This window comes from Luteimonas sp. MC1782 (assembly GCF_014164605.1).
Classification (GTDB): domain Bacteria; phylum Pseudomonadota; class Gammaproteobacteria; order Xanthomonadales; family Xanthomonadaceae; genus Luteimonas.
Genome location: NZ_JACJFT010000001.1, coordinates 1,449,696 through 1,474,357, shown reverse-complemented (window position 1 = coordinate 1,474,357; position 24,662 = coordinate 1,449,696). Strand labels below are relative to the sequence as shown.

The following is a 24,662-nucleotide window of genomic DNA, read 5'->3' as shown; positions in this document are numbered from 1 at the left end:
GAGGATGCGCTGGGGTGGCGTGGGCGCGTGCCCGCCGCGGATGGCCGGGGAGGCACATGCGAGGTTTGGCGACATGGATCGGCCTCTGCCTGTGCGGGCTGCTGGCGGGCATGGCCGTGGCCGCGGTGCCGCAGTTGCCGCAGCCGCGCCAGATCAGCGTGTTCGACGGGCTGCCGTCGAATCGTGTCAACGCGCTCGCCGAAGACCGCCAGGGGTACCTGTGGATCGCCACGCGCGACGGCCTGGCGCGCTATGACGGCGTGGGTTTCCGCATCTGGCGGGTCGGCGACGGCCTGCGCGACAACTTCATATGGTCGGTGCATGTCGATGCGCAGGACCGGGTGTGGATCGGCACCCAGAACGCCGGCCTGGCGATGCTGGACGTGGAGCGTGAGGCGTTCACCTGGTACGACAGGAACTCGCACGCGGCGATCGCCGGCAACGATGTGTGGTCGGTGGCGAGCACGCCCGATGGCGACGTCTGGTTCGGGACCGCGGAGAGCGGACTGCACCGTGTATCGCCCGACGGCCGCGTGCGGCAGTACGCGCACGAGCCGGGCAATGCCGACAGCCTGCCCTCCAACGGCGTGTCGCATCTCGCCGTGGACCGGCGCGATGGCACGCTGTGGATCGGCACCAAGGGTGGCGTGGCGCGCTGGACCGGTTCGGGCTTCGCCAGGTTGCCGGTGGATGCGCTGCCGTCGTTGCTGATCGACGGGCTGACCGTGGACGACGGCGGCGAGGTCTGGATGGGCATGCACGGCGCGGGCATGGTGCGGCGCGTGGATGGACGCATCGAACGCCTGCCATGGGTGGACCCGGTGCTCGGCCAGCCCGCGCTGCACATGCTGCTCGAGGATGCGCAGGGCGCGCGCTGGCTGGATACCCGCAGTGGCCTGGCCTGGGAGCGCGACGGTCGCGTCGACAACGTGCCGCTGTACAGCACCACCAGCCGCGGCCTGGTGCGTCCCGCCTGGTCCAGCGCATACGAAGACCGCGAAGGTGGCCTGTGGTTCGCCAGCTCCGATGCCGGCCTCTGGCACCTGCCGGCCAACTGGCGGAATTTCACCGTGCTGCAGCGGCGCCTTGGCGATCCGGCTTCGCCGGCCAACGCTTTCGTCTACGGCGTGGCACCGGCCACCGCCGCCGGTGGGCGTGGACTGTGGCTGGTCGGCAGCGGTGGCGTGCTCGACTGGATGGATCCGGAAACCGGCAGCATCGAACACCGGTTCACCGAAGTGTGCGGGGCGCTGCTGGTCACCGGCGTGCTCGAAGCGCGCGATGGCGGCGTGTGGCTCGGTTGCCAGGACCAGTTGGTGCGCTTCGATCCGCTGAGCCGGGCGGTGCGCCGCTGGCATGCCGATGGCAGCGCCGATGCCGCGCCACCCGGGCGTATCGCGCACTTCGTCGAATTGCAGGACCGCACGCTGTGGCTGGCCAGCCTGCACAGCGTCCAGCACCGCGACCGTGCCGGCCGGGTGCTCGACACCGTCCACCGCGGCGATGGCCGTGGCCTGGGCTTCAATGATTCGGTCGAGCAGCTCGCGCGCGCGCCGGATGGCGGACTGTGGCTGGTCGGCAGCGGCGGGCTGCGTACGTGGAATGACGGCCTGCGCCGCTTCGAAGCGATCCCCGGCGCGCCCGGGATCGCACTGCAGGGCGTCGCCATCGAAGCGTCGGGAGACGGCCACCGCATCTGGCTCGCAGGCAACGGCGTGCTGTCGGTGTATCGCTGGGATGGCGCGTCGCTGCACCACCTGGACACGGTGGACGCCGCCCAGGGACTGCCGACCGTCGCCCCGGGCGGGGTGCTGGTGGACGACGCCGGCGTGGTGTGGATGACCACGGCGCGCGGACTGGTCCGGTTCGACCCGGTGACACGCCGGGTGCGCGTCTACGGCGTGCGCGACGGCCTCCCGAGCCACGAGTTCAGCGAGTACCCGATGCAGATGTCGCCGTTGGGCTACGTCGCCGCCGGGACCGCCGATGGCCTGCTGCTGTTCCATCCGCGGCAGGTGCAATGGACGCAGGGCACGCCGACGCTGGCGGTGGAGTCGATCGACCTGCGCCGCGGCGACGATCGCGTGTCGCTGTCGCCGCTGGCCACCCGGCTTGAACTGCGCCACGACGATCGCGACCTGCGCGTGGTCGCGCGCCTGCTGTCGTTCACCGACGCGCACGCGCACCGCTACCGCTTCCTGCTCGAGGGCGACGATGCCGGCTGGGTTGAGACCGGCGCGGCCGGCGAGCGGATCTTCCCGAAGCTGGCCCCTGGCCGCTATCGGCTGCAGGTGCAGGCACGCACCGCCGACGACGCGTGGTCACCCTCGCAGCAGCTGGTGCTGCACGTGCAGCCCCCGTGGTGGCAGGCCGCCTGGGCGCAACTGCTGTTCGTCGCGCTCGCGGTCCTGCTCGTGCTGTGGATCGGGCGCGCCTACCGGGGCCGTTTGAAGCGTCGCCACGCCTGGCAGCTCAACGAGCAGAAACGCGACCTGGCCGAACAGGCGTCGCTGGCCAAGACCAGGTTCCTGGCCACGCTGGGCCACGAAGTACGCACGCCGATGACCGGCGTGCTGGGCATGAGCGAGCTGCTGCTGGGCACCGAGCTCGAGCCGCGTCAGCGCGGCTATGCCGATGCCATCCGCCGCGCCGGTGAGCACCTCATGCGCCTGGTCAACGACGCGCTCGACCTCGCGCGCATCGAGGCCGGCAAGCTGGAGCTCGATGCCCAGCCCTTCGACCTGGTGGAGCTGCTCGACGAAGTGGCCGGCATGGTCGAGCCGATGGCCCGCCAGCGCGGCCTCGCCTTCCGCCGGCACATCGATGCCGACACCCCGCGCTGGCTGCTCGGCGACGCCGGCCGCGTCCGGCAGATCCTGCTCAACCTGCTCGGCAACGCGATCAAGTTCACGGAGGTCGGCAGCGTGTCGCTGCAGGCGGCACCGATGGCCGGCGCCGGCGTGCGCCTGGTGGTGTCCGATACGGGGCCCGGGCTCAACGATGAGCAGAAGGCGTATCTGTTCCGGCGCTTCGAGCAGGCCGAAGGCATCCGCACCGCGTCACGTTACGGCGGCAGCGGCCTGGGCCTGGCGATCTGCCAGGAGCTTGCCGTGGCGATGCGCGGCCGCATCGAGCTCGACAGCACGCCGGGGCACGGCACTGACTTCACCGTCGACCTGCCGCTGCCCGGCGCGCAGGCACCCGAGGCGCGGCCCGTGGACATCCGCCCGCCGCGCCCGGCACAGCGGCCACGCAGCATCCTGCTGGTCGAGGATGACGCCACGGTCGCCGAGGTGATCGTGGGCCTGCTGCATGCGCAGGGGCACCACGTGGTGCACGTGCCGCACGGACTGGCCGCGCTGAGCGAGACCACCGCCAGCCGCTTCGATCTCGCCCTGCTCGACCTCGACCTGCCCGGCATCGACGGCCTCGCGCTGGCGCGGCAGCTGCATGCCTGTGGATTCACCGCGCCGCTGCTGGCGGTCACCGCTCGTGCGGATGCCGACGCCGAGCCTGCGGCGCGCGCGGCCGGGTTCGACATGTTCCTGCGCAAACCGGTGACAGGTGCCTTGCTCGCCGATGCCATCGACGCGCTTCTGCCCGGGGACGAGGTGTCCTAGCGCCGGCTGTAGGCGTGCACCTCGTCCACCAGCACGCGCACGTGCTCCGGGTCCATGCCTGGCGACATGCCGTGGCCGAGGTTGAAGACATGGCCCTCGCGCGAGCCGCCGTTGCCGTCGCGGTAGCTGTCCAGCGCGCGGCGCACTTCGCCACGGATCGCATCGGGGCTGCCGAACAGCGTGGTCGGGTCGAGGTTGCCCTGGATGGCGACCTTGTCGCCGATGCGGCGCGCGGCGTCACCGAGTTCGATCAGCCAGTCCACGCCGACGCCTTCGGCTCCGGTGGCCGCCAGCGCCTCCAGATGCGTGGCGTTGCCCTTGCCGAACAGGATCAGCGGCGTGCGTTCGGCGCCTTCGCCGCGGTCGAGTTCGCTGGCGATGCGCGCCATGTACGGCAGCGAGAACTCGCGGTACATCGCCGGCGACAGCGTGCCGCCCCAGGTGTCGAACACCTGCAGCGCCTGCGCGCCGGCGGCGCGCTGCGCGGCGAGGTAGGCGATCACCGCGCGGGTGTTGACGTCGAGCAGCGCGTGCAGCGCCTTGGGGTCGTTGTGCGCCATCGCCTTGATGCGCGCGAAGTCCTTGCTGCCGCCGCCTTCCACCATGTAGCAGGCCAGGGTCCACGGGCTTCCGGAGAAGCCGATCAGCGGCACGCTGCCGTCCAGCTCGCGGCGGATCACGCGCACCGCGTCCATCACGTAACGCAGGTCGGTTTCCATGTCGGGCACGCCGAGTTTGGCGATCGCCGCGGCGTCGCGCACCGGGTGCCTGAACTTCGGACCCTCGCCATCGACGAAGTACAGGCCGAGGCCCATCGCGTCCGGGATGGTCAGGATGTCCGAGAACAGGATCGCGGCGTCGAGCTCGAAACGCGCCAGCGGCTGCAGGGTCACCTCGCAGGCCAGCTCCGGGTTGGTGGCCAGGCCCATGAAGCTGCCGGCCTTGGCGCGCGTGGCGCGGTATTCCGGCAGGTAGCGGCCTGCCTGGCGCATCAGCCACACCGGGGTGTGGTCCACGGGTTCGCGGCGCAGGGCACGCAGGAAACGGTCGTTCTTCAGGGTCTGGGGCACGTCTTGGGTCCTGGTAACGGCCCGCGGGGCAGGGTCACGGTTTCGGCACGTCCGCGCCCTGCGCGAACATCAGCTGGAAACCGCGCTTGAGCTGCTGGTCGCGGGCCTGCTCCAGCGCTTTCACGGCGCTGGTCTGGTCGAGGAACTGCTCGCGCCGCACCGTGCTGCGGCCGCCGATCTGTCCGGTTTCGCGCACCAGCGCCCAGCCGCCGAGCAGGTCGGGCTGGAGCATCAGTTGCACGAAGCGCGGCGGTTCGCGGCCTTCGGGGCGTTGTTGCAGGAGCAGGCGCATCCGGTGATTGTAGCCGGCGGCGGGTCCCGGACACCGCTGCTGGCTAGGCGCCCAGGACGTCCAGCACCGCGGCTTCCGGCACGTCGGACACGACCCGCGCGCGGCCCGCGCCGTCCCAGAGCACGAACCGCAGGCCGCTGGCCTGGGCCTTCTTGTCCAGGCGCATGCGCGCCAGCAGCGCCCGCGGGTCAAGTCCACGCGGCAGCTCCACCGGTAGCCCCAAGCGCAGCAGCAGCGCGCGCAGGCCGTCGGCGTCGCCGCTGGCGGACATGCCGAGCATCGTGGAGAGACGGGCCGCGAGCACCATGCCCACCGCCACCGCCTCGCCGTGGTTCAGGCCGCCGTAGCCCTGTTCGGTCTCGATGGCGTGGGCAAAGGTGTGGCCGAAGTTGAGCAGGGCGCGCTCGCCGCGCTCGCAAGGGTCGCGCGTGACGATCGCCGCCTTGTGCGCGCAGCTGCGGGCGATGGCGTCGGCCAGCGCCGTATCCTCGCGGCCGAGCAGCGCGCCGGCGTGGCCGGCCAGCCAGTCGAGGAAGGGCGCGTCGACGATGGCGCCGTATTTCACCACCTCCGCCAAGCCCGCGCGCAGCTCGCGGTCGGGCAGGGAGCGCAGCACGGCGGTATCGGCCAGCACCGCGCGCGGCGGGTGAAAGGCGCCGACCAGGTTCTTGCCGGCGGCCAGGTCGACGGCGGTCTTGCCGCCCACCGAGGAGTCCACCATCGCCAGCAGCGTGGTCGGCAGCTGCACGCAGTCGATGCCGCGCATCCAGCAGGCCGCGGCAAACCCGGCGAGATCGCCGACCACGCCGCCGCCGAGCGCGAACACACAGGCATCGCGGGTGGCGCCCAGCGCGGCCAGCGCGTCGATGGCGGCGACGAAGCCCTGCAGGGTCTTGGACGCTTCACCGGCGGGCAGCACGAAGCGCGCGATGCGCAGGTCCGGGCGCGCGGCCAGCAGCGCGTCTTCCACGCCCTGCGCATGCAGCGGCGCGACGTTGCTGTCGCTGGCCAGCAGCACCTGGCGCCCGCGCAGTGTTGCGGTGAGGGCGGCGCCATCGGCGAGCAGCCCTTGGCCGATGGCGATCCGGTACGGGGCGTCACCGCCCACGTCGACGTGGCGCACCGCGGTCACGATGCGAGTTCCAGGCCGCGCTGCCAGGCTGCGTCGAGCGCGTGGCCAAGGCGCACCGCCGCGTCGGCCGCGCTCAGCGCGCGCGTGTCGAACTGCATGTCGGCGACTTCGGCGTACAGCGGGTCACGCACTTCGGCCAGCCGCCGCAGCACCGCTTCACGATCGCCGCCGGCCAGCAACGGACGGCTGCGGTCGCGGGCCAGGCGCGCCAGCTGCGCCTCCACGTCGACTAGCAGGTGCACCACGTAGCCGCGCGTACGCAACAGCGCGCGGGTGCCGGCATCGAGTACCGCGCCGCCACCGGTGGAGACCACGCAGCCCGTGGCGGCCAGCAGGGTCGCCAAGACCTCGCGTTCGCGCGCGCGGAATCCGGCCTCGCCCTCGCATTCGAAGATCGTCGCCACGCTGGTGCCGGTGCGCAGCTCGATCTCGCGGTCGGCGTCGACGAAGGGCAGCGCGAAGCGCTCGGCGAGGCGGCGGCCGATCGCGGATTTGCCCGCGCCCATGGGGCCGACGAGCACGAGGTTCGGGGCAGGATTCATGCCCCGCGATGCTAGCAGCCGGTGATCCACGGCGCGCCCTTAACATGCGCCGCACTAGGGTTGCAGGCAGCGGCAGTGTCGCCGCCAACCGGAATACCCGCCATGACGGTCGCCAAGATCATCGAAGTGAACGCCTCCTCGCCCACCAGCGTCGAGGATGCCGTGCGCACCGGACTCGCCAAGTGCGCGGAGTCGGTCAAGAACATCCGCGGCGCCTGGATCAGCGAGACCAAGGTGGTCACCGACGGCTCCGGCAACATCACCGAGTGGCGCGTCAACCTGCGGGTGACGTTCGTCGTCGAGTAGGGACCGGCGCGTCAGTGGTCGGCCGTCGCGCGGCATCGAGGCCGACCACCAGGTCCGCGATCGCCGGCAGCGTACGCAGCGCCTGCCGGCTGACGCGTTCGTAGTGCTGGATGAAGCGCTCGATGCCGGCGCGCGTCATCGCCGGCCGGGAAGGCGCGGCGGCGTGCAGCGCCTGTTCCGCCTGCCAGCGCCAGTCCGCCACGACCTCGAAGCCGGGCGGCTGCAGGAACAGGAGCCGGTCCGCGCGCGCCCATAGGGCCGGGTAGTCGCGGGCGAGTGCCGCGTTGCACCAGCGGCGCCAGGTGGCGTCGGGGTCCTCGTCGCGTTCCAGGGCGTTGACCGGTGTGGCCAGTGCGGCGTCGTCCTCGGCGGTTGTGCCGATGAACCAGCCTTCCAGGATCACCAGGCGGATGCCGGCGACCCGCGGCCAGTCGCTGCGCGGGCAGCGCCGGTCGGCGAGCTTGTCGAAGCGCGGCAGGTCGGCCATGCCGGTGGCGCGCAGCGCGTCCAGGGTGGCGAACGCGAGCGACAGGTCGTGCGTGCCGGGCGGGCCGCGCGTGGCGAGCAGCGGGTGCACGTCGCGGGCCAAGGCCTGGCGCGCGTCGTGGTCGAGGTAGACGTCGTCGATCGACAGCACCGCGGTCGGCAGGCCGCGTGCGGCGGCTGCCCGCGCCAGCTGCGCGGCCAGCGTCGACTTGCCGGAGCCCTGGACGCCGCTGATCGCGAACACCCGCGCGCCGGACGCGATCACTTCGGCCAGCACGGCGGCCACCATGGCATCGCCGAAACCGCCACGCGGGTGCAAGGGCGTCTGCATCCGTGCACGATAGCGCGGCGCCGGCGCGTGCCGCGCGCGTGCCGTCCATGTGGAGTCCTGCCGTGATGACCGACCTGTACGCCGAAGCCCTGGCCACCTTCGACACGCTGTTCGACGAAGCGCGCGATGCCGGCGAGCCCGACCGCACCGCGATGACCCTGGCCACCGCCACGCCCGACGGCCGACCCTCGGCGCGCACCGTGCTGCTGAAGGCGCACGACGCGCGCGGCTTCGTGTTCTACACCCATCTCGACGGCCGCAAGGGCCGCGAACTGAAGTCCAACCCGCGCGCCGCGCTGCTGTTCCATTGGCCACGGGTCCGCCAGGGCGTGCAGGTGCGCATCGAGGGGCCAGTGGCGATCATCGACGAGGCCGAGGCCGACGCGTATTTCGCCACGCGGCCGCGCGGCAGCCAGCTTGGCGCCTGGGCGTCGCTGCAGTCGGAGACGCTGGCCGCGCGCGAGGACTTCGAGCGCCGCCTGGCGGACTATGCGCAGCAGTTCGACGGCCGCGACGTGCCGCGCCCGCCGCGCTGGAACGGCCTGCGCGTGCGCGCCGACCGCATCGAGTTCTGGTACGGCGCCGACTACCGCCTGCACGAACGCTGGCTGTACGAATGCGACCACGCCGGCGACTGCAGCAAACGGATGCTGTACCCGTGAGCGAAGCAGGGGCCACCCATGGGCCGCGGCGGATCGTCTGCCTGACCGAGGAGCCCACCGAGACCCTGTACGCGCTTGGCGAGCAGGACCGCATCGTCGGCATCAGCGGTTTCACCGTGCGCCCGTCCGAGGCGCGCCGCGACAAGCCGAAAGTCAGCGCGTTCACCAGCGCGAAGATCGGCGCGATCCTGGCGTTGCGCCCGGACATGGCGATCGGCTTTTCCGACATCCAGGCCGACATTGCCGCCGAGCTGGTGCGCAACGGCGTGGAGGTGTGGATCAGCAACCACCGCAGCGTGGATGGCATCGTCGACTACGTGCGCCGGCTGGGCGCGCTGGTCGGCGCGGCCGCGCGCGCCAATGCCTATGCCGACGACCTGCGACGCGGTCTGGACGAGGTCGCGGCGCTGGCGGCCGCGCTCCCGCGCCGGCCGCGCGTGTATTTCGAGGAGTGGGACGACCCGCCGATCACCGGCATCCGCTGGGTCGCCGAACTGCTGCGGATCGCCGGCGGCGACGACGTGTTCCCGGAGCTTGCCGCCGAGCCGCTGGCGAAGCAGCGCATCCTCGCCGACGCCGGTGAAGTGGTGCGCCGCGCGCCGGACATCATCATCGGCTCGTGGTGCGGCAAGAAATTCCGCCCCGACAAGGTGGCCGCGCGGCCGGGCTGGGACGCGATCCCGGCGGTCCGCGACGGCGAGCTCCACGAAGTCAAGTCGCCGCTGATCCTGCAGCCGGGGCCGGCGGCGCTGACCGACGGCGTGCGCGCGTTGGCCGCGATCGTGCACGCCTGGTCGGCACGCGAACGCGCGCGCGGCCGGGGCTGACGCGCGGCGCGCGCTCTGCGATGATCCGCCACCCCCGAGGAGAACCGCGATGAACCAGGCCGCCATGCACGATGCCGCCCGCCTCCTGCTGCGCATCGCGCTCGGCGTGCTGGTGCTGCTGCACGGCGTCGCCAAGCTGCGCGGCGGCATGTCCGGGATCGAGCGCCTGGTCGAGGCCAACGGCCTGCCGGGCGTGCTGGCCTACGGCGTGCTGGTCGGCGAGGTGCTGGCGCCGCTGATGCTGCTGCTTGGCTTCCATGCACGCCTCGGCGCGGCGCTGGTCGCGGTCAACATGCTGTTCGCCGTCGTGCTGGCGCACATGGGCCAGCTCGGCCAGCTCGACGGCGAGGGCGGCTGGGCGCTGGAGCTGCAGGGCATGTTCCTCGCCACGGCGGTCGCGATCATGCTGCTGGGGCCCGGCCGCTACAGCCTCAACCAGCGCTGAGCGCGTCGCTCAGGGCAGGATGTCGCGGCTGAAGCGCAGCGTCATCGGCGCGGCGCCCGCGGCCTCCACGTTGATGTCGAAGCTGAGCGTCTCCGGCGGCTTCACACGCAGGGTGCCGACATAGTCGATGTAGCCGTCGCTGCGCACTTCGCGCAGCGCGATCGGCTGGCCGCGGCCGAGCAGGTCGCTGGCCCTTGCCTCCACGCGCGCCGGGAGCGACGCCTCGTCCGGGCCGGCGCGCAGGCTGATCACCAGCACCATGCCGCCTGCCTCGCGGTCGATGCCGTAGGTGCGCGCCATCGCCGCGCCCACGACGCCCGCGGGCACCAGGCTGGCACGCAGCACGCGGTCGCCGTCGCGGAGTTCGGCCGGCGGTTCGACCGCATTCGGCGGCGGTGACGGCGCGGGGCCGTTGCCGCAGGCGGCCAGCGTGACGACCAGGGCAAGGCCGAACAGGGCGGATATGCGGCGCGGGGCGATCGTGTGCTCAGTCATTGGCGGCGGACAGTTCGCGGCCACGCACGGTGGCGCGGTCGATGGCGGCGGCCACCAGCGGGCGCAGCCCGCCGGATTCGAAGGTCTCGACCGCTGCCTGGGTGGTGCCGCCGGGTGACGTGACGCGACGCCGCAGCTCGGCCGGTGCCTCTCCGGACTCGGCCAGCATGCGCGCCGCGCCGACGATGGTCTGGAGCACGAGGGTGCGGGCGGCGTCTGCGGGCAGGCCTTGCGCGCGCGCGGCATCTTCCATGGCTTCGGTGAGCAGGAAGACATAGGCCGGGCCGCTGCCCGAAACCGCGGTGACCGCGTCCATCAGCACTTCGTCGTCGATCCACACCGTGGCGCCGGCGCTGGCCAGCAGCGTTTCGGCACGCGCGCGGCCGTCGCCATCGACATGGCGGTTGGCATGCAGTCCGCTCACGCCTGCGCCGAGCAGCGCGGGCGTGTTGGGCATGGCGCGGACCACGGCGGCGCTGCCACCCAGCCAGCGGTCGAGTTGTGCCGCGGTGATGCCGGCGGCAATCGAGATCGCGAGCGGCCGAGCGTCGCGCGCGGTGGCGGCCAGCTCCTCGCAGATACCGCGCATCACCTGCGGCTTGACCGCCAGCAGCCAGGTGTCGGCCCCCGCCACCGCATCGCGTGCGTGTTCGAACACCTGCACGCCGAAGTCGCCCGCCAGCGCGTCGCGCAGCGCCGCGACCGGTTCGGCGACCCGGATGCGCACGGGATCCACGCCGCGCGCGACCAGGCCACCGACCAGGCTGCGCGCCATGTTGCCGCCGCCGATGAAGGCGGTGATGCCGGTGTCGGCGGGAGCGGATGGCTGGGCGGGCATGGCGGCGGTCTCGGATGCGAGCGATGGCGGCATTGTCGCCGAGGGCGGTCTCAGGCGCGCGCGCCGAACAGCGCGGTACCGACGCGGACCATGGTCGCGCCCTCGGCGATCGCCTCCGGAAAATCCGCGCTCATGCCCATCGACAGCGTGTCCACCCCGGCATGGCGGGCGGCCAGTGTGTCGAACAGCCCACGCATCGCGGCGAACGCGGCGCGGCGCCCGGCTTCGTCCGCGCGCGGTGCCGGGATCGCCATCAGCCCACGCAGTGCCAGCGTGGGACGGGCCGCGATCGCGTCGGCCAGCGCGGGCACGTCACCCGGCGCGCAGCCGTGCTTGCTGTCCTCGTCGTCGATGTTCACCTGCACCAGTACCGCCAGCGGCGCGCGGTCGGCGGGACGCGCCGCGGCCAGCACAAGGACCAGCTTGAGGCGGTCCACCGACTGCACCCAGTCGAACAGCACGGCGGCCTGCGCGGCCTTGTTGGACTGCAGGTGGCCGATGAGATGCCATTCCAGTCCCGCACCTGCGAGCGCCGCGATCTTGGTCGCGGCCTCCTGCACGTAGTTCTCGCCGAACGCGCGCGCGGCACCCGGCCGCGCCCGCGCCCAGTCGTCGGCCAGCGCCGCCAACTCGCCGGCGTCGCGGGTCTTGCCCACCGCGACCAGCCGCGCGTCTGGCCTGCGGGCGTCGCGGGAGGCGTTTTGAATGTCGCGCAATACGCGCTCGAGCCGTCCGGATGACATCGGTCCGCCTCCCTGGCCGCCGTGGATTTGTGACGCGGATACAGGGCTATACTGCCTGCGGGGAGTAGTCTGGCGCCAGCCGCGGGGTGGCGTGGCCACTCGATTTGTCTACTGGTGCAATGCCGCTGGGGAGCATGCATGGATATCGCTGAACTGCTGGCATTCTCGGTCAAGAACAAGGCCTCCGACCTGCACCTGTCCGCGGGCCTGCCGCCGATGATCCGCGTCGACGGCGACGTCCGCCGGATCAACATCCCGGCGCTGGACCACAAGCAGGTGCACTCGCTGGTGTACGACATCATGTCGGACAAGCAGCGCCGCGATTACGAGGAATTCCTCGAGGTCGACTTCTCGTTCGAGATCCCCGGCCTGGCCCGCTTCCGCGTCAATGCATTCAACCAGAACCGCGGCGCCGGCGCGGTGTTCCGCACGGTGCCGTCCGAGGTGCTGACGCTCGAGGACCTCGGCACGCCGCGGATCTTCAAGGAGCTGATCGACCAGCCGCAGGGCCTGATCCTGGTCACCGGCCCCACGGGCTCCGGCAAGTCGACCACGCTCGCCGCGATGGTCGACCACATCAACAAGACCGAGTACGGGCACCTCCTCACCATCGAGGACCCGATCGAGTTCGTGCACACCGCGCAGAAGTGCCTGATCAACCAGCGCGAAGTGCACCGCGACACCCACGGCTTCAACGAGGCGCTGCGCTCGGCGCTGCGCGAGGACCCGGACTACATCCTGGTCGGCGAGCTGCGTGACCTCGAGACCATCCGCCTGGCGCTGACCGCCGCGGAAACCGGGCACCTGGTGTTCGGCACCCTGCACACCAGCTCGGCGGCCAAGACCATCGACCGCATCATCGACGTGTTCCCCGCCGGTGAGAAGCCGATGGTGCGCTCGATGCTGTCGGAGTCGCTGCGCGCGGTGATCTCGCAGGCGCTGCTGAAGAAGGTGGGCGGCGGGCGCACCGCAGCCTGGGAAATCATGGTCGGCATTCCCGCCATCCGCAACCTGATCCGCGAGGACAAGGTCGCGCAGATGTATTCAGCCATCCAGACCGGGCAGCAGCACGGCATGATGACCCTCGACCAGCATCTCCAGGACCTGGTGAAGCGCGGCATGGTCACGCGGCCGCAGGCCCGTGACTACGCCAAGGACAAGCGGCTGTTCGAGTAACCGGAGCACCACATGAGCGCCATCGATTTCACCTCGTTCCTCAAGCTGATGGCCCACCAGAAGGCCTCGGACCTGTTCATCACTGCCGGCATGCCGCCGTCGATGAAGGTCCACGGCAAGATCTCGCCCATCACCCAGAACCCGCTCACGCCGCAGCAGGCGCGCGACCTGGTGCTCAACGTCATGTCGCCGCCGCAGCGCGAGGAGTTCGAGCGCACGCACGAATGCAACTTCGCCATCGGTGTGTCCGGCGTCGGCCGCTTCCGCGTGTCGTGCTTCTACCAGCGCAACCAGGTCGGCATGGTGCTGCGCCGCATCGAGACCAGGATCCCGACCGTCGAGGAGCTCAACCTCCCGCCGATCATCAAGACCCTGGCGATGACCAAGCGCGGCATCATCCTGTTCGTGGGCGCCACCGGCACCGGCAAGTCGACGTCGCTGGCGGCGATGATCGGCTACCGCAACCAGAACTCCACCGGGCACATCATCACCATCGAGGACCCGATCGAATTCGTGCACAAGCACGAGGGTTGCATCATCACCCAGCGCGAGGTCGGCATCGACACCGACAGCTGGGAGAACGCGCTCAAGAACACCCTGCGCCAGGCGCCCGACGTGATCATGATCGGCGAGGTGCGCACCCGCGAGGGCATGGACCACGCGATCTCCTTCGCCGAGACCGGCCACCTGGTGCTGTGCACGCTGCACGCCAACAACGCCAACCAGGCGATGGACCGCATCATCAACTTCTTCCCCGAGGACCGTCGCGGCCAGCTGCTGATGGACCTGTCGCTCAATCTCAAGGGCGTGGTGGCGCAGCAGCTGATCCCGACGCCGGACGGCAAGGGCCGCCGCGTGGCGATGGAAATCATGCTCGGCACGCCGCTGGTGCAGGACTACATCCGCGACGGCGAGATCCACAAGCTCAAGGAAGTGATGAAGGAGTCGACCAACCTCGGCATGAAGACCTTCGACCAAGCGCTGTTCGAGCTGTACCAGGCCGGCGAGATCTCCTACGAGGACGCGCTGCGCTACGCCGACTCCGCCAACGAAGTGCGCCTGCGCATCAAGCTGGCGCAGGGTGGCGATGCGCGCACGTTGTCGCAGGGGCTGGACGGAGTCGAGGTCGCCGAGGTGCGTTGAAACGCTGCATTTCACGTGTTCCGCGAAGGGCGCCTGGTGGCGCCCTTCACGTTTGCGCCCTTTTTACCTTCCACCGGCGACAATGACCGGCCGTTCCAACACCCGGAGATCCCCATGGCTTTCACCCTGCCGAAGTTGCCCTACGCCTACGACGCGCTCGAGCCGCACATCGACGCGCAGACGATGGAAATCCACCACACCAAGCATCACCAGACCTACATCAACAACGCCAACGCCGCGCTCGAGGGCACCGAGTGGGCCGACAAGAGTGCCGAGGAGATCATCGCCAACCTCGACAAGCTGCCCGAGGACAAGCGCGTGCCGCTGCGCAACAACGCCGGTGGCCACGCCAACCACTCGCTGTTCTGGACGGTGATGTCGCATGAGGGTGGCGGCAACCCGGTAGGCGAGGTGGCCAAGCGCATCGACAGCGACCTCGGTGGCTTCGACGCGTTCAAGGAAGCCTTCACCAAGGCGGCGCTGACGCGCTTCGGCAGCGGCTGGGCGTGGCTGTCCACCGACAAGGCCGGCAAGCTGCTGGTGGAAAGCAGCGCCAACCAGGACAGCCCGCTCATGAAGGGCATCGGTTCGGGCAACACCCCGATCCTCGGCCTGGATGTGTGGGAACACGCGTACTACCTGAAGTACCAGAACCGCCGCCCGGACTACATCGGCGCGTTCTACAACGTGGTCGACTGGAACGAAGTCGAACGCCGGTACCAGGAAGCCATCGCGGGCTGAGCGGCGCGCGCTTCCCCGGCAGTGCCGGGGATAGTGGCTCCGAACCGACAGACCCCGCAGCAATGCGGGGTTTTTCTTGTTTGACCTCGAGGGCCCCGTGGTGGCCGTGAGGCCTTCGCGGCTCATGTCCCCCGGCATCCGCCTTGCGGCGGATACCTCCTCCTTTACTTCCCCGCGAAGGCCTCACGGCCACTCTGGTGCTCTTCGCGCGTCGCTGGTTCGGGAGAGCACACGCACGGGATCGCGGGCTGTGGCTTTGCTCCTCCCCCCACCGCGCGCGGCGGCGGACCGGGTGCCAATGCCCTTGAGGGCGAAGTCAAGGAGGAGGCGATGGCCGCAGGCCATCGCCGGGGGACATGAGTCCTCAAGGGCATTGGTACCCGGCGCCCATATCAGCGCCGCGCTTTTCCTCCAATGTGAGGAGAATCAGGACACGTGCTGATGACGCCCGGGCACACCCGGGGTTGCGTCGTGGAGCCGCGCTGGCGAGGATTGCGGCGACACCCCTCGAGGACCGCGCCGACGATGGATATCGCAGACCGCCGCATTGCCACCGTGCACTTCACGCTGACCGACGCGGCCAGCGGCCAGGCGATCACCAGCACGCGCGGCCACGAGCCGCTGACCTACATGCATGGCAGCGGCGGCATCGCGCGCGGGCTCGAACAGGCGCTGGAAGGACGCAAGGCCGGCGACCGGTTCGAGGTGGTGGTGGCGCCGGAGGACGGTTTCGGCCAACGCCATGACGCGCTGGTGCAGACCCTGCCGCGCGCGATGTGGCGCGCCCCGTCGGAGCCCACGGTCGGCGACAAGCTCGAGACCACCACCGCCAGCGGACCGCTCGAAGTGGTGGTGACCGCGGTGACCGCTGACGGCATCACCGTCGACGGCAACCACCCGCTGGCCGGACGTGCGTTCCGCGCCGAAGTCGAAGTGCTTTCGGTGCGCGTGCCGACCCCGGACGAGGTGCAATTCGGCCTCGGCTGAGATAAGCGCGCCCGGGCGGCCCCGAGCGGCAGCGAACGCTCAGGGACCGCAGTCGGTGCACGCCCCTGGGCGGGCGTCGGCCTCGACCGTCGCCTCGCCCCTGTTGTCGTGGAATTCGCGCACCGGGCCATCACCGATGCGCACGTCCGGCCAGCGCCGCGGCTGGGGGGCGATGCGCCCGGCGAGGAGGTCGGCGCGCAGCTGGCGGCGGCCGGCGCGCCCGCCATCGGCTTGCTGCCACAGGCCCAGGCTGCCGGTCACGCGCCAGGCGCCATCGGCACCGGTCGTGGCGTGCGTGCAATCGCCGCCCATGTCCTCGCGCATCACGCATAGCAGGGTTTCGCGCGTGCCGTCGCCGTCCAGGTCCGGGGTGAGCAGGATGCAGTCCGAGCCCTCGCGCAGGCAGTCCCCGGCGCCGAGGCGTCCAGCGGCCAAGGCCTGCCACCAGCCGTCGTCGGGTGCCACGGCGCTGCCCGCCAGTTGCAGGTCTGCGCGGAGCGCCTCGGCGTCGCGCTTGCGGTTGTCGTCGCCCGGCTCGAACCCGCCCCAGCGTGATGGCCGGGCCAGCACCCGCTCCAGCTCGGCGAGGCGCGCGGGGTCGTCGTTGAACGCCGGTTCGTCGCGCAGCGACACCGCGGCCGTGTAGCCGCGACGCCCGCTGTCGTACCGCAGCCAGGCCAGGTCGAAGTCGTCGGGCGCGGTGCGCCCATCGGCCAGGCGCTGCATCTGGCTGGCCACGCCGATGCGCTGGCCGTCGATCACCGGCGAATTCGCCAGCACCACCAGCGCCACCACCACCCAGGACATCACCCGGTTCACGCCGCGCACCGGCCCGAGCCAGTGGCCGCGCCCGCGCAGCGCGGCGAACGCGTAGCCGAACGCATGCGCCGCCACCACGGCCACCAGCAGCACCGCCCACACGCGCGCGCTGGTCCAGCCGTGTTGCGCGATGCGCAGCCACAGGGCGTAGAGCGCGAGCACGGCGTACAGCGGCAGCACCAGCAGGCCGGCGTCGACCACGCGGCGCAGCCAGGCCGGGTAGGGCGGCGTGCCCTCGCCGTCCTGGAACACGGCATTGGTGAACACTACCAGCAGCGCGACCACGCTGACCAGGATCGTTGCCGCCGACGCCCGCTCCCACAGCGGCGCCAGCCCGGTGAACGGCAGGCTCACCACGAACAGCACGGCGATGAACGCGAGCAGCGGCAGCAGGCCGGTGAAGATCGCGAACAGCACCTGCCGCGCTACCTGCACCGCCCGCGCCTGGGTGCGGCCGATCAGCACGCCGAGACCGGCCATGGCACCGGTGGCGAGATAGACGAACGCGTCCTCGCGGAACAGTTCGCGGAAGAACGTGATCTTGACCAGCGCGAACAGCGCCGCCCACAGGTACAGCACCGCCCAGCAGATGGCGCTGAACAGCGCGGCCAGCGCAAGGGTCAGCGCGTTCTGCCAGGCGTGTTCGACCAGCGCCGGGTAGGCCGCGCGCCAGTGGCCGTCCACCAGCCGGCACTGCAGCCAGGGGAGGATCACGAACAGGCCGATGGCCAGGGACACGCCGAACGGCCCCAGCACCTCGGAGGCGCGGATGCCGGGCCCCCCGGTGGCGTTCCAGGCGGCCCAGGTGGCCAGCGCGGCGACCACCAGCAGGGTCGCGACCGCGTGCTGCCAGAACCGCGCGTCGCGCAGGCGCCGCACGCTGAGCGCCATCACGGTCGGCACGGCGAGCACCAGCGTGTACCAGCAGACACGCCCGCCGAGGGCGTTGAACGGCCACCAGCCGGCGGCGTCGCCCTTCTGCGCCAGGTACATCAGGCCGCCCTGCAGCACGGCCAGCAGCACGATGAACGCGCGCTCGTTCCTGGGCAGCGGGGTGTCCACGGTCATCGGCTTGCATCCTGCGGTCGTCGGGCCCGGCGAGTATGCCTGCGCGGCTGGGGCGGGCGCGCCCGCCACTGGCTAGAATGGCGGCATGACCATGTCCCCGCTCGCCAACCAGCTGCTGGTCGCGCTGCCCGCGTTGTCCGATCCGCATTTCGCGCGCAGCGTCGCGCTGGTGTGCCAGCACGACGCCCAGGGTGCGATGGGGATCGTGGTCAACCGCGTGTCGGACTACGCGCTGGGCGACGTGTTCTCGCAGATGGGCATCGCCTGCGCCGACGAGGCGCTGTGCGCGGTTCCGGTGCTTGCCGGTGGCCCGGTGCATCCCGAGCGCGGATTCGTCGTGCACGACGGCGACCGTGGCTGGGATTCCAGCCTCGCGATCGCGGACGGCCTGTTCGTCACCACTTCGCGCGACGTGCTCGAGGCGATGGCCGTCGGCGAAGGCCCGGCAAACGTGGCGATGGCCCTGGGCTGCGCGGGCTGGGGCGCCGGGCAGCTGGAGCACGAGCTCACTGAAAACAGCTGGCTGACCGTGCCCGCCGATGCCGCGCTGCTGTTCGAAGAGCCGCTGGAGTCGCGCTGGCAGGCCGCCGCGGGCCGCATCGGCGTCGACATGGCGCGCATGGCGGACTACGCCGGTCACGCCTGATGGGCACGATCCGCAGCGACGGCACCGTACTCGGCTTCGACGTCGGCTCGCGCCGCATCGGGGTGGCCGTGGGCAGCGCATTCGGCCACGGCGCACGCGCGCTGGAAGTGGTGGACGTGCATGGCGACGCGGTCGACTGGTCGGCGATCGACCGGATCAGGAAGGAATGGGGGCCCGATGGCTGCGTGGTCGGCGATCCCCTGACCCTCGAGGGCGGCGACCAGCCGATCCGTGCGCGCGCACATGCGTTCGCGCGCGCGCTGGCGGTGCGCTACGGAATCCCGGTGGTGCTGGTCGACGAACGCTCGAGCTCGATCGAGGCGGCGCAACGCTTCGCGCTCGACCGCGCCGAAGGCCGCCGGCGCCGGCGCGATGCCGCGGCGCTGGATGCGGTGGCCGCCGCGGTGATCATCGAACGCTGGCTGGCGGCGCCGCAGGACGCGGTGGCGGTGACGCCATGACCGGCTCGCCGCAGCCGGCCACGACGCGCGCACTGCCGATGCAGACGCACGACGATGGCCGCCTGCGCCACCTGCTGACCCTTGAAGGGCTGCCGCGCGCGACGCTGGTGGCACTGCTGGATCGTGCCCAGGCGTTCGTCGACGGCCAGGGCGCGGCGGATCCGCGCGCGCTTGCCGGGAGCGCGGTGTGCACGCTGTTCTTCGAGCCGTCCACGCGCACGCGGCTGTCGTTCCAGCGCGCCGCGCAGCGCCTGGCCGCCGACGTGCTCGATTTCGACGCCTCCACCTCGTCGACCAGCAAGGGCGAGACCGCGCTCGACACGCTGCGCAACATCGAGGCGATGGGCGTGCGCGGCTTCATCGTGCGCCACCACGCCGATGGTGCCGCGGCCGCGCTGGCAACCGCCGCGCAGCCCGGCACCGCGGTGGTCAACGCCGGCGATGGCCGCAGCGCGCATCCCACCCAGGGCCTGCTCGACATGCTGACCCTGCGCCAGGCCAAGGGCGCCGACTTCGCGCGGCTCAAGGTGGCGATCGTCGGCGACATCAGGCACTCGCGCGTCGCGCGCTCCGATTTGCACGCGCTGCGCACGCTGGGCATCGGCGAGATCCGTGCCTGCGGCCCGCGCGCGTTGCTGCCCGATGACGACACGCTTGCCGGTTGCATGGTCGGAGATGACTTCGACGCGGCGCTCGACGGCGTGGACGCGGTGATGATGCTGCGCCTGCAGCGCGAACGCATGGTGGAGGGCCTGGTGCCGTCGCTGGAGGTCTACCACCGCGACTTCGGCCTGACCCACGCACGCCTGCTGCGCGCCGCGCCGGATGCCGTGGTGCTGCATCCAGGACCCATGAACCGCGGCGTGGAGATCGACGACGCCGTCGCCGATGGCGCGCAGTCGCTGATCCTGCGCCAGGTGTCCAACGGCGTCGCCGTGCGCATGGCGGTGCTGGAAGCGCTGCTCGCCTGAGCGGAGCCGCGCCTCAGCGCAGCAGGATCACCGTCGCCAGGCCGAGGAAGCTGAAGAATCCCATCACGTCGGTGACCGCGGTGACCACCACGCCACCGGCGACCGCCGGGTCGATGTTGGCGCGCTTCATGGCCAGCGGGACCAGCACGCCGGCCAATGCCGCGGCGCAGAAGTTGATGACCAGCGCGACCGCGATGACCACGCCGAGCAGCCAGTCGTGGAACCACGCGAACGCCACCAGTCCCACGAACGAGCCGATCAGCAGGCCGTTGATCAGTGCCACGCGCAGCTCCTTCCACAGCAGCACGCGCGCGTTGCTGGCGCCCACCTGGCCAAGCGCCAGGCCGCGCACGATCAGCGTGAGCACCTGCATGGCGGCGTTGCCGCCGATGCCGGCGACGATGGGCATCAGCACCGCCAGCGCCACGATCCGCTCGATGGTGCCCTCGAAGCGCCCGATCACCCAGGCGGCGAGGAACGCGGTGGCCAGGTTGACCGTGAGCCACACGATGCGCCCGCGCACCGCGCGCCGCACCGGCGAGAACAGGTCCTCGTCCTCGTCCAGGCCGGCGGCGCCGAGCGCCTGGTGCTCCGCCTGCTCGCGGATGATGTCGACCACGTCGTCGATGGTGATGCGGCCGAGCAGCACGTTGCCCTCGTCGACCACCGGCGCCGAGACCCAGTCGTGGTCGGAAAACTGGCGCGCCACCGACTCGGCCGACGCGTCGACGTGGATCGCGGTCAGTTCGTCGTCGATCAGGCGGTTGATCGGGCTCGCCGGCTCGTGCGTCACCAGGTCCTGCAGCGCCACCCAGCCGATCAGCTGGTGGCGGCGGTTGACCACGTAGAGGTGGTCGGTGTGCTCGGGCAGTTCGCCGCGCAGGCGCAGGAAACGCAGCACCACATCCACCGTGGTGTCGGCGCGCACCGTGACCACATCCGGATTCATCAGCCGGCCGGCGGTGTCCTCGGGATACGACAGCACCTGCTCCAGGCGCTCGCGGTTCTCGCGGTCCATCGACTTGAGGACTTCCTCGATGACCGTGGCGGGCAGGTCGCCCACCAAGTCTGCGAGGTCGTCGATGTCGAGGTCTTCGACCGCGGCCACGATCTCGTCGGTGTCCATGTCGGCGAGCAGGCTTTCGCGCACCTCGTCGCCCACGTGCACCAGCACCTCGCCGTCGTCCTCGGGATCGACCAGGCCCCAGACCACCATGCGGCGGCCGGGTGGCAGGGATTCGAGGAGGTTGCCGATCTCGGCCGGGGCCAGCGTGTTGACCAGCCGCCGCACCGGGCCCAGGCGGCCGCTGTCGATGGCGTCCGACAGCAGGCGCAGCTGGCGCGCGGTCTTGTCGTGGCGGACGGCTTCGGCCATGGCGGGCTTCCGGGGAGCGTCGCGCGACGTGATGCGCGACAGGATCAGGCGTTCATGCGCGCATTATCGCCCGCATGAACCGCTGTTGCCCACCGCCGTGTGCGCGTTATCCGCGCGTGTGGCGCAAACGACCGGCCGCGCGCCGTGCCAGCCCCGCCAGCCGCCCGATGGTGGACTGGTCCAGCCTGGCCTGCAGGCCCTCGAGTTCGCGGTACAGGCGCAGGTTGTGCTGGTCGCGCCGCGCGAGGAGTTCATGCAGCGCGGCGACGTCATCGGCATCGAGCACGTGGCCCGGCTGCAGGTGCGCCGGCAGTGGCCGGTCCACGTAGACCGTGGAATGCCGCGGCGCGGTTTGGTCGGCATGGCGTTCGCGGGTATAGAAGTACAGCGCCACCGATTTCCGCGACAGGTCGGAGCGACCGGCGGGCAGGTGGATTTCGGGGAAGCCGTGCCAGCTATGTTCGGTGGTCTCGAAGATCACGCAACGGTTGAACAGCGGCAGCACCGACGCGACCTCGTTGTTAGCCGGATCGCGCGGATCGCGGTGCAGTTCAAGCGCGCCACCCCAGTCGGCCTGCCACGCGTGGTTGAGGTAGACGATGAGGTTGAGCCGCCGGTGCCAGCCGGTCGCGGGGTGGTGGTTGAAGTCGACGTGGACGTCGAGGCTCTGGCGGTCGCGGTTGTCGTGGCTGCCGCCGCCGAAGTAGTCGCGGTCGTACAGCAGGCCGGGGATGCCGGTCATGCGGCCGACCAGGTCCAGGAACGCGGGCGACTGCACGCAGTCGTCCAGCGCGCGCCAGGCGTCGCCCAGCCCGCGGATGCGTTCGACCACGGACTTGCCGCCCGCCTCGCCGTGCTCGTTGCGGTGGTCACCGCGCGCGAAGGCGGGAAACTCGCGCAGCAGCGCGTTGGCGAACGCGTCGTCGAAGAAGCCATCGATCACGCAATGGGCGAACGGCCGCGCCGAGGTGAAGCGCGCGCGCACCGCATCCGCCGCGGCGGCGACGCCGGGCGCAACGAGCGGGAGCGCGGACGCGTCGCTCACGTGCCGGCCTCGCACTGCCGCAGCCAGCGGGCGATGCCGGCGCGGTTGCGGGCGCGCAGCAGCGCCGGCGCGCGCTGCAGCAGTTCGCCGAGGTGATGCGCGCGCACCGCGCGGCGGACTTCGAGCAGCGTGCCCGGATGCAGGCTGAACTCCTCGAGCCCGAGGGCGAGCAGCAGCGGGGTGAACATCGCATCGCCCGCCATCTCCCCGCACACCGCCACCGGTGTGTCGTGCGCGCGCGCGGTGGCGATCACCGCCTGCAGCAGCTGCAGCACCGCGGGGTGCAGCGGACTGTGCAGCGCGTCGAGTGCGTCATTGCCGCGGTCGGCGGCAAGCAGGTACTGCACCAGGTCGTTGGTGCCGATGGAGATGAAGTCCAGCTTGTCGATCAGCGACGGCAGCGCGAGCGCCGCGGCCGGGACCTCGATCATCGCGCCGAGCGCGATGTTCTCGGCCACCACATGGCCTTCGCGTCGCAGCCGCAGCGTTGCCTGGCGTACCGCGCGGCGCACCGCGATCACCTCCTCGCGGCACGTCACCATCGGCACCAGGATGCGCAGCGGGCCGTAGGCGGATGCGCGCAGGATCGCGCGCAGCTGCGTCTCCATCACATCGGGCCGGCGCAGGGCCAGGCGCACGCCGCGCACGCCCATGGCCGGGTTGGGCTCGTTGATCAAGGCGAGTCCGCTGCGGTCGGCCTTGTCGGCGCCGACATCGAGCGTGCGGATGGTGACCATGCGCCCGGTCATGCCGAGCACGAGGTCGCGGTAAGCGAGGAACTGCTCGTCCTCGTCGGGAAGTTCGTTGCGCTGCAGGAACAGGAACTCGGTGCGGTAAAGGCCCACGCCGGCCGCGCCGAGCGCATGCGCCTCGGCCACGTCCTCGCGCGATTCGGCGTTGGCGAACAGGCGCACGTCCATTCCGTCGCGGGTGCGCGTGGGCTCGCGGCGCAGGCGGTGCAGCTGGCGGCGCTCGCGCTGGCCCTCGCGCACGCGGGCGCGGTGCGCGAGCAGGTCGTCGCCATCCGGGTCCACGATGACCAGCCCGGTGCTGCCGTCGATCAGCAGCACGTCGCCGTCGTTCACCTGGCCAAGCGCGTGCGCCGCGCCGACCACCAGCGGCAGGTGCAGGCTGCGGGCGAGGATGGCGCTGTGCGACAGCGTGCTGCCGCCCGAGGTGACGATGCCCAGCACGCCCTGCGACTGCAGCCGCGCCACTTCCGACGGCGCGAGCGCGTCGCTGACCAGGATCTCGCCGGCCACGCCATCGACGGTGGCGTCGTGCTGGTGCAGCACGGCGTGCACGCGGCGGATGACGTGGTCGATGTCCTCGATGCGGCTGCGGAAATAGGGATCGTCCATGCCCTCGAACACCGCGGCCAGGCGGTCGCGCTGCAGGCGCAGGGCATAGTCGGCGCCGTACAGTCCCTTGGCGATCAGGTCGTCGAGGCCTTGCAGGAGTTCGGGGTCGTCAAGCAGCAGGGCGTGCAGGTCGAGGAACTCGCCCACCTCCTGGGCCAGCGCGCCGTGCAGCCGCGAGCGCATCATGCGCAGCTCCTCGCGCACGGCATCCAGCGCCTGGTGCAGGCGCGCGAGCTCGCCGGGCACGTCGGCGACGCCGATGTGCTCCTCAGCGACCACCAGCGCATGCGGCTGGCGCACCCGGGCGCGCCCGAGGGCATTGCCCCGCGATGCGCCGTGGCCGGGCAACTCCCTGCGCATCAGCTGTCCTCGTCGAAGCGCCGCTCGAACAGGGCGGCGACGTCGTCCGCCGCCGCCTCCTCGTCAACGCCATCGGTGCGCAGCAGCACGGCGGTGCCGGGCCCGGCGGCCAGCAGCATCACGCCCATGATGCTCTTGGCGTTCACCTCGCGGCCCTTCGCCGTGAGGGTGACGTTGCAGGCGTAGCCCGACAGCGCCTGCACCAGCTTGGCGGTGGCGCGGGCGTGCAGCCCGAGCTTGTTGGAAACCAGCAGTTCGCGCTCGATCATGGCTACCTTGCCTCATGCGTCATCGTGGAGCACTCCATTGCGCGCGCCGGCGGCGGCCACCGCGGGCAGGTCGTCGAGCGGGAGCTCGGGATAGTTGAGGACGCGCAGCAGCATGGGCAGGCTGAGCGCGGAGATGCGCCGCACCGGCGTACCCAGGCGCGCCAGGCGCGCGGCGAGGTTGCTTGGCGTGGCGCCATACAGGTCGGTCAGCACCAGCACGCCGTCGCCGCCGTCCGCCCGGCGCAGGGCCGCGCTCGCCTGTGGCAGCAGCGCATCCGGATCGCCCTCGAACGGCACCTCGAAGACCTCGACGCGCAATGGCAGCGTGCGCAACAGGGTGGTCGCCACCGCGGCGAGCGCGGTACCGATGCCTTCGTGGGTGACCAGGAGGATGCCGACTGTCATCGGCACAAATTAGCAGAGGCGGATGACCGTCAGGAAGCGCCGGCGC

Annotated in this window: 26 protein-coding genes; 12 read left to right on the top strand and 14 right to left on the bottom strand. The window is 71.3% G+C overall.

Annotated elements, in window-relative coordinates:
- Window positions 1-56: 56 nt before the first annotated feature.
- Window positions 57-3,620: a two-component regulator propeller domain-containing protein gene (locus tag H5368_RS06930; protein ID WP_182822690.1), complete on the top strand. Its 3,564-nt coding sequence runs from the start codon at window positions 57-59 to the stop codon at window positions 3,618-3,620.
- Here H5368_RS06930 and hemE read toward each other — a convergent pair.
- The 4 genes from hemE to H5368_RS06910 are packed head-to-tail and all read right to left on the bottom strand — an operon-like array spanning window position 3,617 to window position 6,656.
- The gene (gene hemE, locus H5368_RS06925; RefSeq protein WP_182822688.1) at window positions 3,617-4,690 is read right to left on the bottom strand and encodes a uroporphyrinogen decarboxylase; all 1,074 of its coding nucleotides are present in this window, start codon (window positions 4,688-4,690) and stop codon (window positions 3,617-3,619) included. The genes H5368_RS06930 and hemE overlap by 4 nt on opposite strands.
- 34 nt (window positions 4,691-4,724) lie before the next feature.
- Window positions 4,725-4,982, bottom strand: a complete 258-nt coding sequence (locus tag H5368_RS06920) for a WGR domain-containing protein (RefSeq protein ID WP_182822685.1) — start codon at window positions 4,980-4,982, stop codon at window positions 4,725-4,727.
- Window positions 4,983-5,025: 43 nt separating this feature from the next.
- Window positions 5,026-6,117 carry a 3-dehydroquinate synthase gene (aroB, locus tag H5368_RS06915; RefSeq protein WP_182823852.1) on the bottom strand — a complete coding sequence of 364 codons (1,092 nt, stop codon included), beginning with the start codon at window positions 6,115-6,117 and terminating at the stop codon, window positions 5,026-5,028.
- A complete protein-coding gene (locus H5368_RS06910) occupies window positions 6,111-6,656 on the bottom strand; it encodes a shikimate kinase (protein ID WP_182822683.1) in 546 nt (181 codons plus the stop codon). Before H5368_RS06910 ends, aroB begins: the two co-directional genes overlap by 7 nt.
- Window positions 6,657-6,758: 102 nt before the next feature.
- On the opposite strand from H5368_RS06910, the gene H5368_RS06905 reads away from it, so the two are divergent.
- Window positions 6,759-6,962 carry a dodecin family protein gene (locus tag H5368_RS06905; RefSeq protein ID WP_182822681.1) on the top strand — a complete coding sequence of 68 codons (204 nt, stop codon included), beginning with the start codon at window positions 6,759-6,761 and terminating at the stop codon, window positions 6,960-6,962.
- On the opposite strand, the gene H5368_RS06900 is transcribed toward H5368_RS06905, so the two are convergent.
- Complete coding sequence (locus H5368_RS06900) at window positions 6,931-7,737, bottom strand: kinase (RefSeq protein WP_182823850.1); 807 nt, start codon at window positions 7,735-7,737, stop codon at window positions 6,931-6,933. The two genes, H5368_RS06905 and H5368_RS06900, sit on opposite strands and share 32 nt — an antisense overlap.
- A gap of 107 nt (window positions 7,738-7,844) precedes the next feature.
- Here H5368_RS06900 and pdxH point away from each other — a divergent pair, with 107 nt between their 5' ends.
- From pdxH to H5368_RS06885, 3 genes are read left to right on the top strand one after another with little or no spacing between them, the layout of a single operon-like run.
- Entirely contained in the window at window positions 7,845-8,441 is a 597-nt protein-coding gene (gene pdxH, locus H5368_RS06895; RefSeq protein WP_182822680.1) for a pyridoxamine 5'-phosphate oxidase, read from the top strand.
- Entirely contained in the window at window positions 8,438-9,268 is an 831-nt protein-coding gene (locus tag H5368_RS06890; RefSeq protein ID WP_343203888.1) for an ABC transporter substrate-binding protein, read from the top strand. The genes pdxH and H5368_RS06890 overlap by 4 nt, the downstream gene beginning before the upstream one ends.
- Window positions 9,269-9,317: 49 nt before the next feature.
- The gene (locus H5368_RS06885; protein WP_220486507.1) at window positions 9,318-9,713 is read left to right on the top strand and encodes a DoxX family protein; all 396 of its coding nucleotides are present in this window, start codon (window positions 9,318-9,320) and stop codon (window positions 9,711-9,713) included.
- Window positions 9,714-9,722: 9 nt separating this feature from the next.
- Here the strand turns inward: H5368_RS06885 and H5368_RS06880 are convergent, their stop codons facing one another.
- The 3 genes from H5368_RS06880 to H5368_RS06870 are packed head-to-tail and all read right to left on the bottom strand — an operon-like array spanning window position 9,723 to window position 11,789.
- Entirely contained in the window at window positions 9,723-10,208 is a 486-nt protein-coding gene (locus tag H5368_RS06880; RefSeq protein ID WP_182822676.1) for a DUF4426 domain-containing protein, read from the bottom strand.
- On the bottom strand, window positions 10,201-11,046 hold the full coding sequence (gene proC / locus H5368_RS06875; protein ID WP_255486382.1) for a pyrroline-5-carboxylate reductase: 846 nt from the start codon (window positions 11,044-11,046) through the stop codon (window positions 10,201-10,203). The genes H5368_RS06880 and proC overlap by 8 nt, the downstream gene beginning before the upstream one ends.
- 50 nt (window positions 11,047-11,096) lie before the next feature.
- Window positions 11,097-11,789: a YggS family pyridoxal phosphate-dependent enzyme gene (locus H5368_RS06870; RefSeq protein WP_182822672.1), complete on the bottom strand. Its 693-nt coding sequence runs from the start codon at window positions 11,787-11,789 to the stop codon at window positions 11,097-11,099.
- Between the two features lie 138 nt (window positions 11,790-11,927).
- Between H5368_RS06870 and H5368_RS06865 the strand changes: the two genes are divergently transcribed.
- The 4 genes from H5368_RS06865 to H5368_RS06850 all read left to right on the top strand — a co-directional run bounded on the left by H5368_RS06865 (window position 11,928) and on the right by H5368_RS06850 (window position 15,836).
- Entirely contained in the window at window positions 11,928-12,965 is a 1,038-nt protein-coding gene (locus tag H5368_RS06865) for a type IV pilus twitching motility protein PilT (RefSeq protein WP_182822670.1), read from the top strand.
- 12 nt (window positions 12,966-12,977) lie between these two features.
- Complete coding sequence (locus H5368_RS06860) at window positions 12,978-14,108, top strand: PilT/PilU family type 4a pilus ATPase (RefSeq protein ID WP_182822668.1); 1,131 nt, start codon at window positions 12,978-12,980, stop codon at window positions 14,106-14,108.
- 114 nt (window positions 14,109-14,222) lie between these two features.
- Window positions 14,223-14,849 carry a superoxide dismutase gene (locus H5368_RS06855; protein WP_182822666.1) on the top strand — a complete coding sequence of 209 codons (627 nt, stop codon included), beginning with the start codon at window positions 14,223-14,225 and terminating at the stop codon, window positions 14,847-14,849.
- A 525-nt stretch (window positions 14,850-15,374) separates the two neighbouring features.
- Window positions 15,375-15,836 carry a peptidylprolyl isomerase gene (locus tag H5368_RS06850; protein ID WP_182822664.1) on the top strand — a complete coding sequence of 154 codons (462 nt, stop codon included), beginning with the start codon at window positions 15,375-15,377 and terminating at the stop codon, window positions 15,834-15,836.
- Window positions 15,837-15,875: 39 nt separating this feature from the next.
- Here the strand turns inward: H5368_RS06850 and H5368_RS06845 are convergent, their stop codons facing one another.
- Window positions 15,876-17,723 (bottom strand): DUF4153 domain-containing protein, encoded by a 1,848-nt coding sequence (locus H5368_RS06845; protein WP_220486506.1) that lies wholly within the window; start codon window positions 17,721-17,723, stop codon window positions 15,876-15,878.
- 85 nt (window positions 17,724-17,808) lie between these two features.
- Between H5368_RS06845 and H5368_RS06840 the strand changes: the two genes are divergently transcribed.
- The 3 genes from H5368_RS06840 to H5368_RS06830 are packed head-to-tail and all read left to right on the top strand — an operon-like array spanning window position 17,809 to window position 19,801.
- Window positions 17,809-18,369 carry a YqgE/AlgH family protein gene (locus H5368_RS06840; protein ID WP_182822662.1) on the top strand — a complete coding sequence of 187 codons (561 nt, stop codon included), beginning with the start codon at window positions 17,809-17,811 and terminating at the stop codon, window positions 18,367-18,369.
- Window positions 18,369-18,830 (top strand): Holliday junction resolvase RuvX, encoded by a 462-nt coding sequence (ruvX, locus tag H5368_RS06835; RefSeq protein ID WP_182822660.1) that lies wholly within the window; start codon window positions 18,369-18,371, stop codon window positions 18,828-18,830. Before H5368_RS06840 ends, ruvX begins: the two co-directional genes overlap by 1 nt.
- A 38-nt stretch (window positions 18,831-18,868) precedes the next feature.
- Entirely contained in the window at window positions 18,869-19,801 is a 933-nt protein-coding gene (locus H5368_RS06830) for an aspartate carbamoyltransferase catalytic subunit (protein WP_182823843.1), read from the top strand.
- Window positions 19,802-19,814: 13 nt separating this feature from the next.
- On the opposite strand, the gene mgtE is transcribed toward H5368_RS06830, so the two are convergent.
- From mgtE to H5368_RS06805, 5 genes are all read right to left on the bottom strand, one after another.
- Complete coding sequence (gene mgtE, locus H5368_RS06825; protein ID WP_182822658.1) at window positions 19,815-21,176, bottom strand: magnesium transporter; 1,362 nt, start codon at window positions 21,174-21,176, stop codon at window positions 19,815-19,817.
- A 106-nt stretch (window positions 21,177-21,282) separates the two neighbouring features.
- Window positions 21,283-22,221, bottom strand: coding sequence for a 2OG-Fe(II) oxygenase (locus tag H5368_RS06820; RefSeq protein WP_182822656.1), 939 nt, complete (start codon window positions 22,219-22,221; stop codon window positions 21,283-21,285).
- The gene (ptsP, locus tag H5368_RS06815; RefSeq protein WP_182822654.1) at window positions 22,218-23,942 is read right to left on the bottom strand and encodes a phosphoenolpyruvate--protein phosphotransferase; all 1,725 of its coding nucleotides are present in this window, start codon (window positions 23,940-23,942) and stop codon (window positions 22,218-22,220) included. Before ptsP ends, H5368_RS06820 begins: the two co-directional genes overlap by 4 nt.
- Complete coding sequence (locus H5368_RS06810) at window positions 23,942-24,211, bottom strand: HPr family phosphocarrier protein (RefSeq protein ID WP_182822652.1); 270 nt, start codon at window positions 24,209-24,211, stop codon at window positions 23,942-23,944. The genes ptsP and H5368_RS06810 overlap by 1 nt, the downstream gene beginning before the upstream one ends.
- Window positions 24,212-24,223: 12 nt before the next feature.
- Complete coding sequence (locus tag H5368_RS06805) at window positions 24,224-24,616, bottom strand: PTS sugar transporter subunit IIA (protein WP_182822650.1); 393 nt, start codon at window positions 24,614-24,616, stop codon at window positions 24,224-24,226.
- Window positions 24,617-24,662: the final 46 nt, after the last annotated feature.

Coding starts and splice junctions, on each gene's coding strand:
- H5368_RS06885 (WP_220486507.1), top strand. CDS start 9,318: ATGAACCAGGCCGCCATGCACGATGCCGCCCGCCTCCTGCTGCGCATC.
- ptsP (WP_182822654.1), bottom strand. CDS start 23,942: ATGCGCAGGGAGTTGCCCGGCCACGGCGCATCGCGGGGCAATGCCCTC.
- H5368_RS06845 (WP_220486506.1), bottom strand. CDS start 17,723: ATGACCGTGGACACCCCGCTGCCCAGGAACGAGCGCGCGTTCATCGTG.
- H5368_RS06830 (WP_182823843.1), top strand. CDS start 18,869: ATGCAGACGCACGACGATGGCCGCCTGCGCCACCTGCTGACCCTTGAA.
- H5368_RS06920 (WP_182822685.1), bottom strand. CDS start 4,982: ATGCGCCTGCTCCTGCAACAACGCCCCGAAGGCCGCGAACCGCCGCGC.
- H5368_RS06840 (WP_182822662.1), top strand. CDS start 17,809: ATGACCATGTCCCCGCTCGCCAACCAGCTGCTGGTCGCGCTGCCCGCG.
- H5368_RS06860 (WP_182822668.1), top strand. CDS start 12,978: ATGAGCGCCATCGATTTCACCTCGTTCCTCAAGCTGATGGCCCACCAG.
- H5368_RS06855 (WP_182822666.1), top strand. CDS start 14,223: ATGGCTTTCACCCTGCCGAAGTTGCCCTACGCCTACGACGCGCTCGAG.
- H5368_RS06910 (WP_182822683.1), bottom strand. CDS start 6,656: ATGAATCCTGCCCCGAACCTCGTGCTCGTCGGCCCCATGGGCGCGGGC.
- H5368_RS06810 (WP_182822652.1), bottom strand. CDS start 24,211: ATGATCGAGCGCGAACTGCTGGTTTCCAACAAGCTCGGGCTGCACGCC.
- proC (WP_255486382.1), bottom strand. CDS start 11,046: ATGCCCGCCCAGCCATCCGCTCCCGCCGACACCGGCATCACCGCCTTC.
- H5368_RS06880 (WP_182822676.1), bottom strand. CDS start 10,208: ATGACTGAGCACACGATCGCCCCGCGCCGCATATCCGCCCTGTTCGGC.
- H5368_RS06870 (WP_182822672.1), bottom strand. CDS start 11,789: ATGTCATCCGGACGGCTCGAGCGCGTATTGCGCGACATTCAAAACGCC.
- mgtE (WP_182822658.1), bottom strand. CDS start 21,176: ATGGCCGAAGCCGTCCGCCACGACAAGACCGCGCGCCAGCTGCGCCTG.
- H5368_RS06900 (WP_182823850.1), bottom strand. CDS start 7,737: ATGGTGGCCGCCGTGCTGGCCGAAGTGATCGCGTCCGGCGCGCGGGTG.
- H5368_RS06930 (WP_182822690.1), top strand. CDS start 57: ATGCGAGGTTTGGCGACATGGATCGGCCTCTGCCTGTGCGGGCTGCTG.
- H5368_RS06865 (WP_182822670.1), top strand. CDS start 11,928: ATGGATATCGCTGAACTGCTGGCATTCTCGGTCAAGAACAAGGCCTCC.
- H5368_RS06805 (WP_182822650.1), bottom strand. CDS start 24,616: ATGACAGTCGGCATCCTCCTGGTCACCCACGAAGGCATCGGTACCGCG.
- ruvX (WP_182822660.1), top strand. CDS start 18,369: ATGGGCACGATCCGCAGCGACGGCACCGTACTCGGCTTCGACGTCGGC.
- H5368_RS06850 (WP_182822664.1), top strand. CDS start 15,375: ATGGATATCGCAGACCGCCGCATTGCCACCGTGCACTTCACGCTGACC.
- H5368_RS06905 (WP_182822681.1), top strand. CDS start 6,759: ATGACGGTCGCCAAGATCATCGAAGTGAACGCCTCCTCGCCCACCAGC.
- pdxH (WP_182822680.1), top strand. CDS start 7,845: ATGACCGACCTGTACGCCGAAGCCCTGGCCACCTTCGACACGCTGTTC.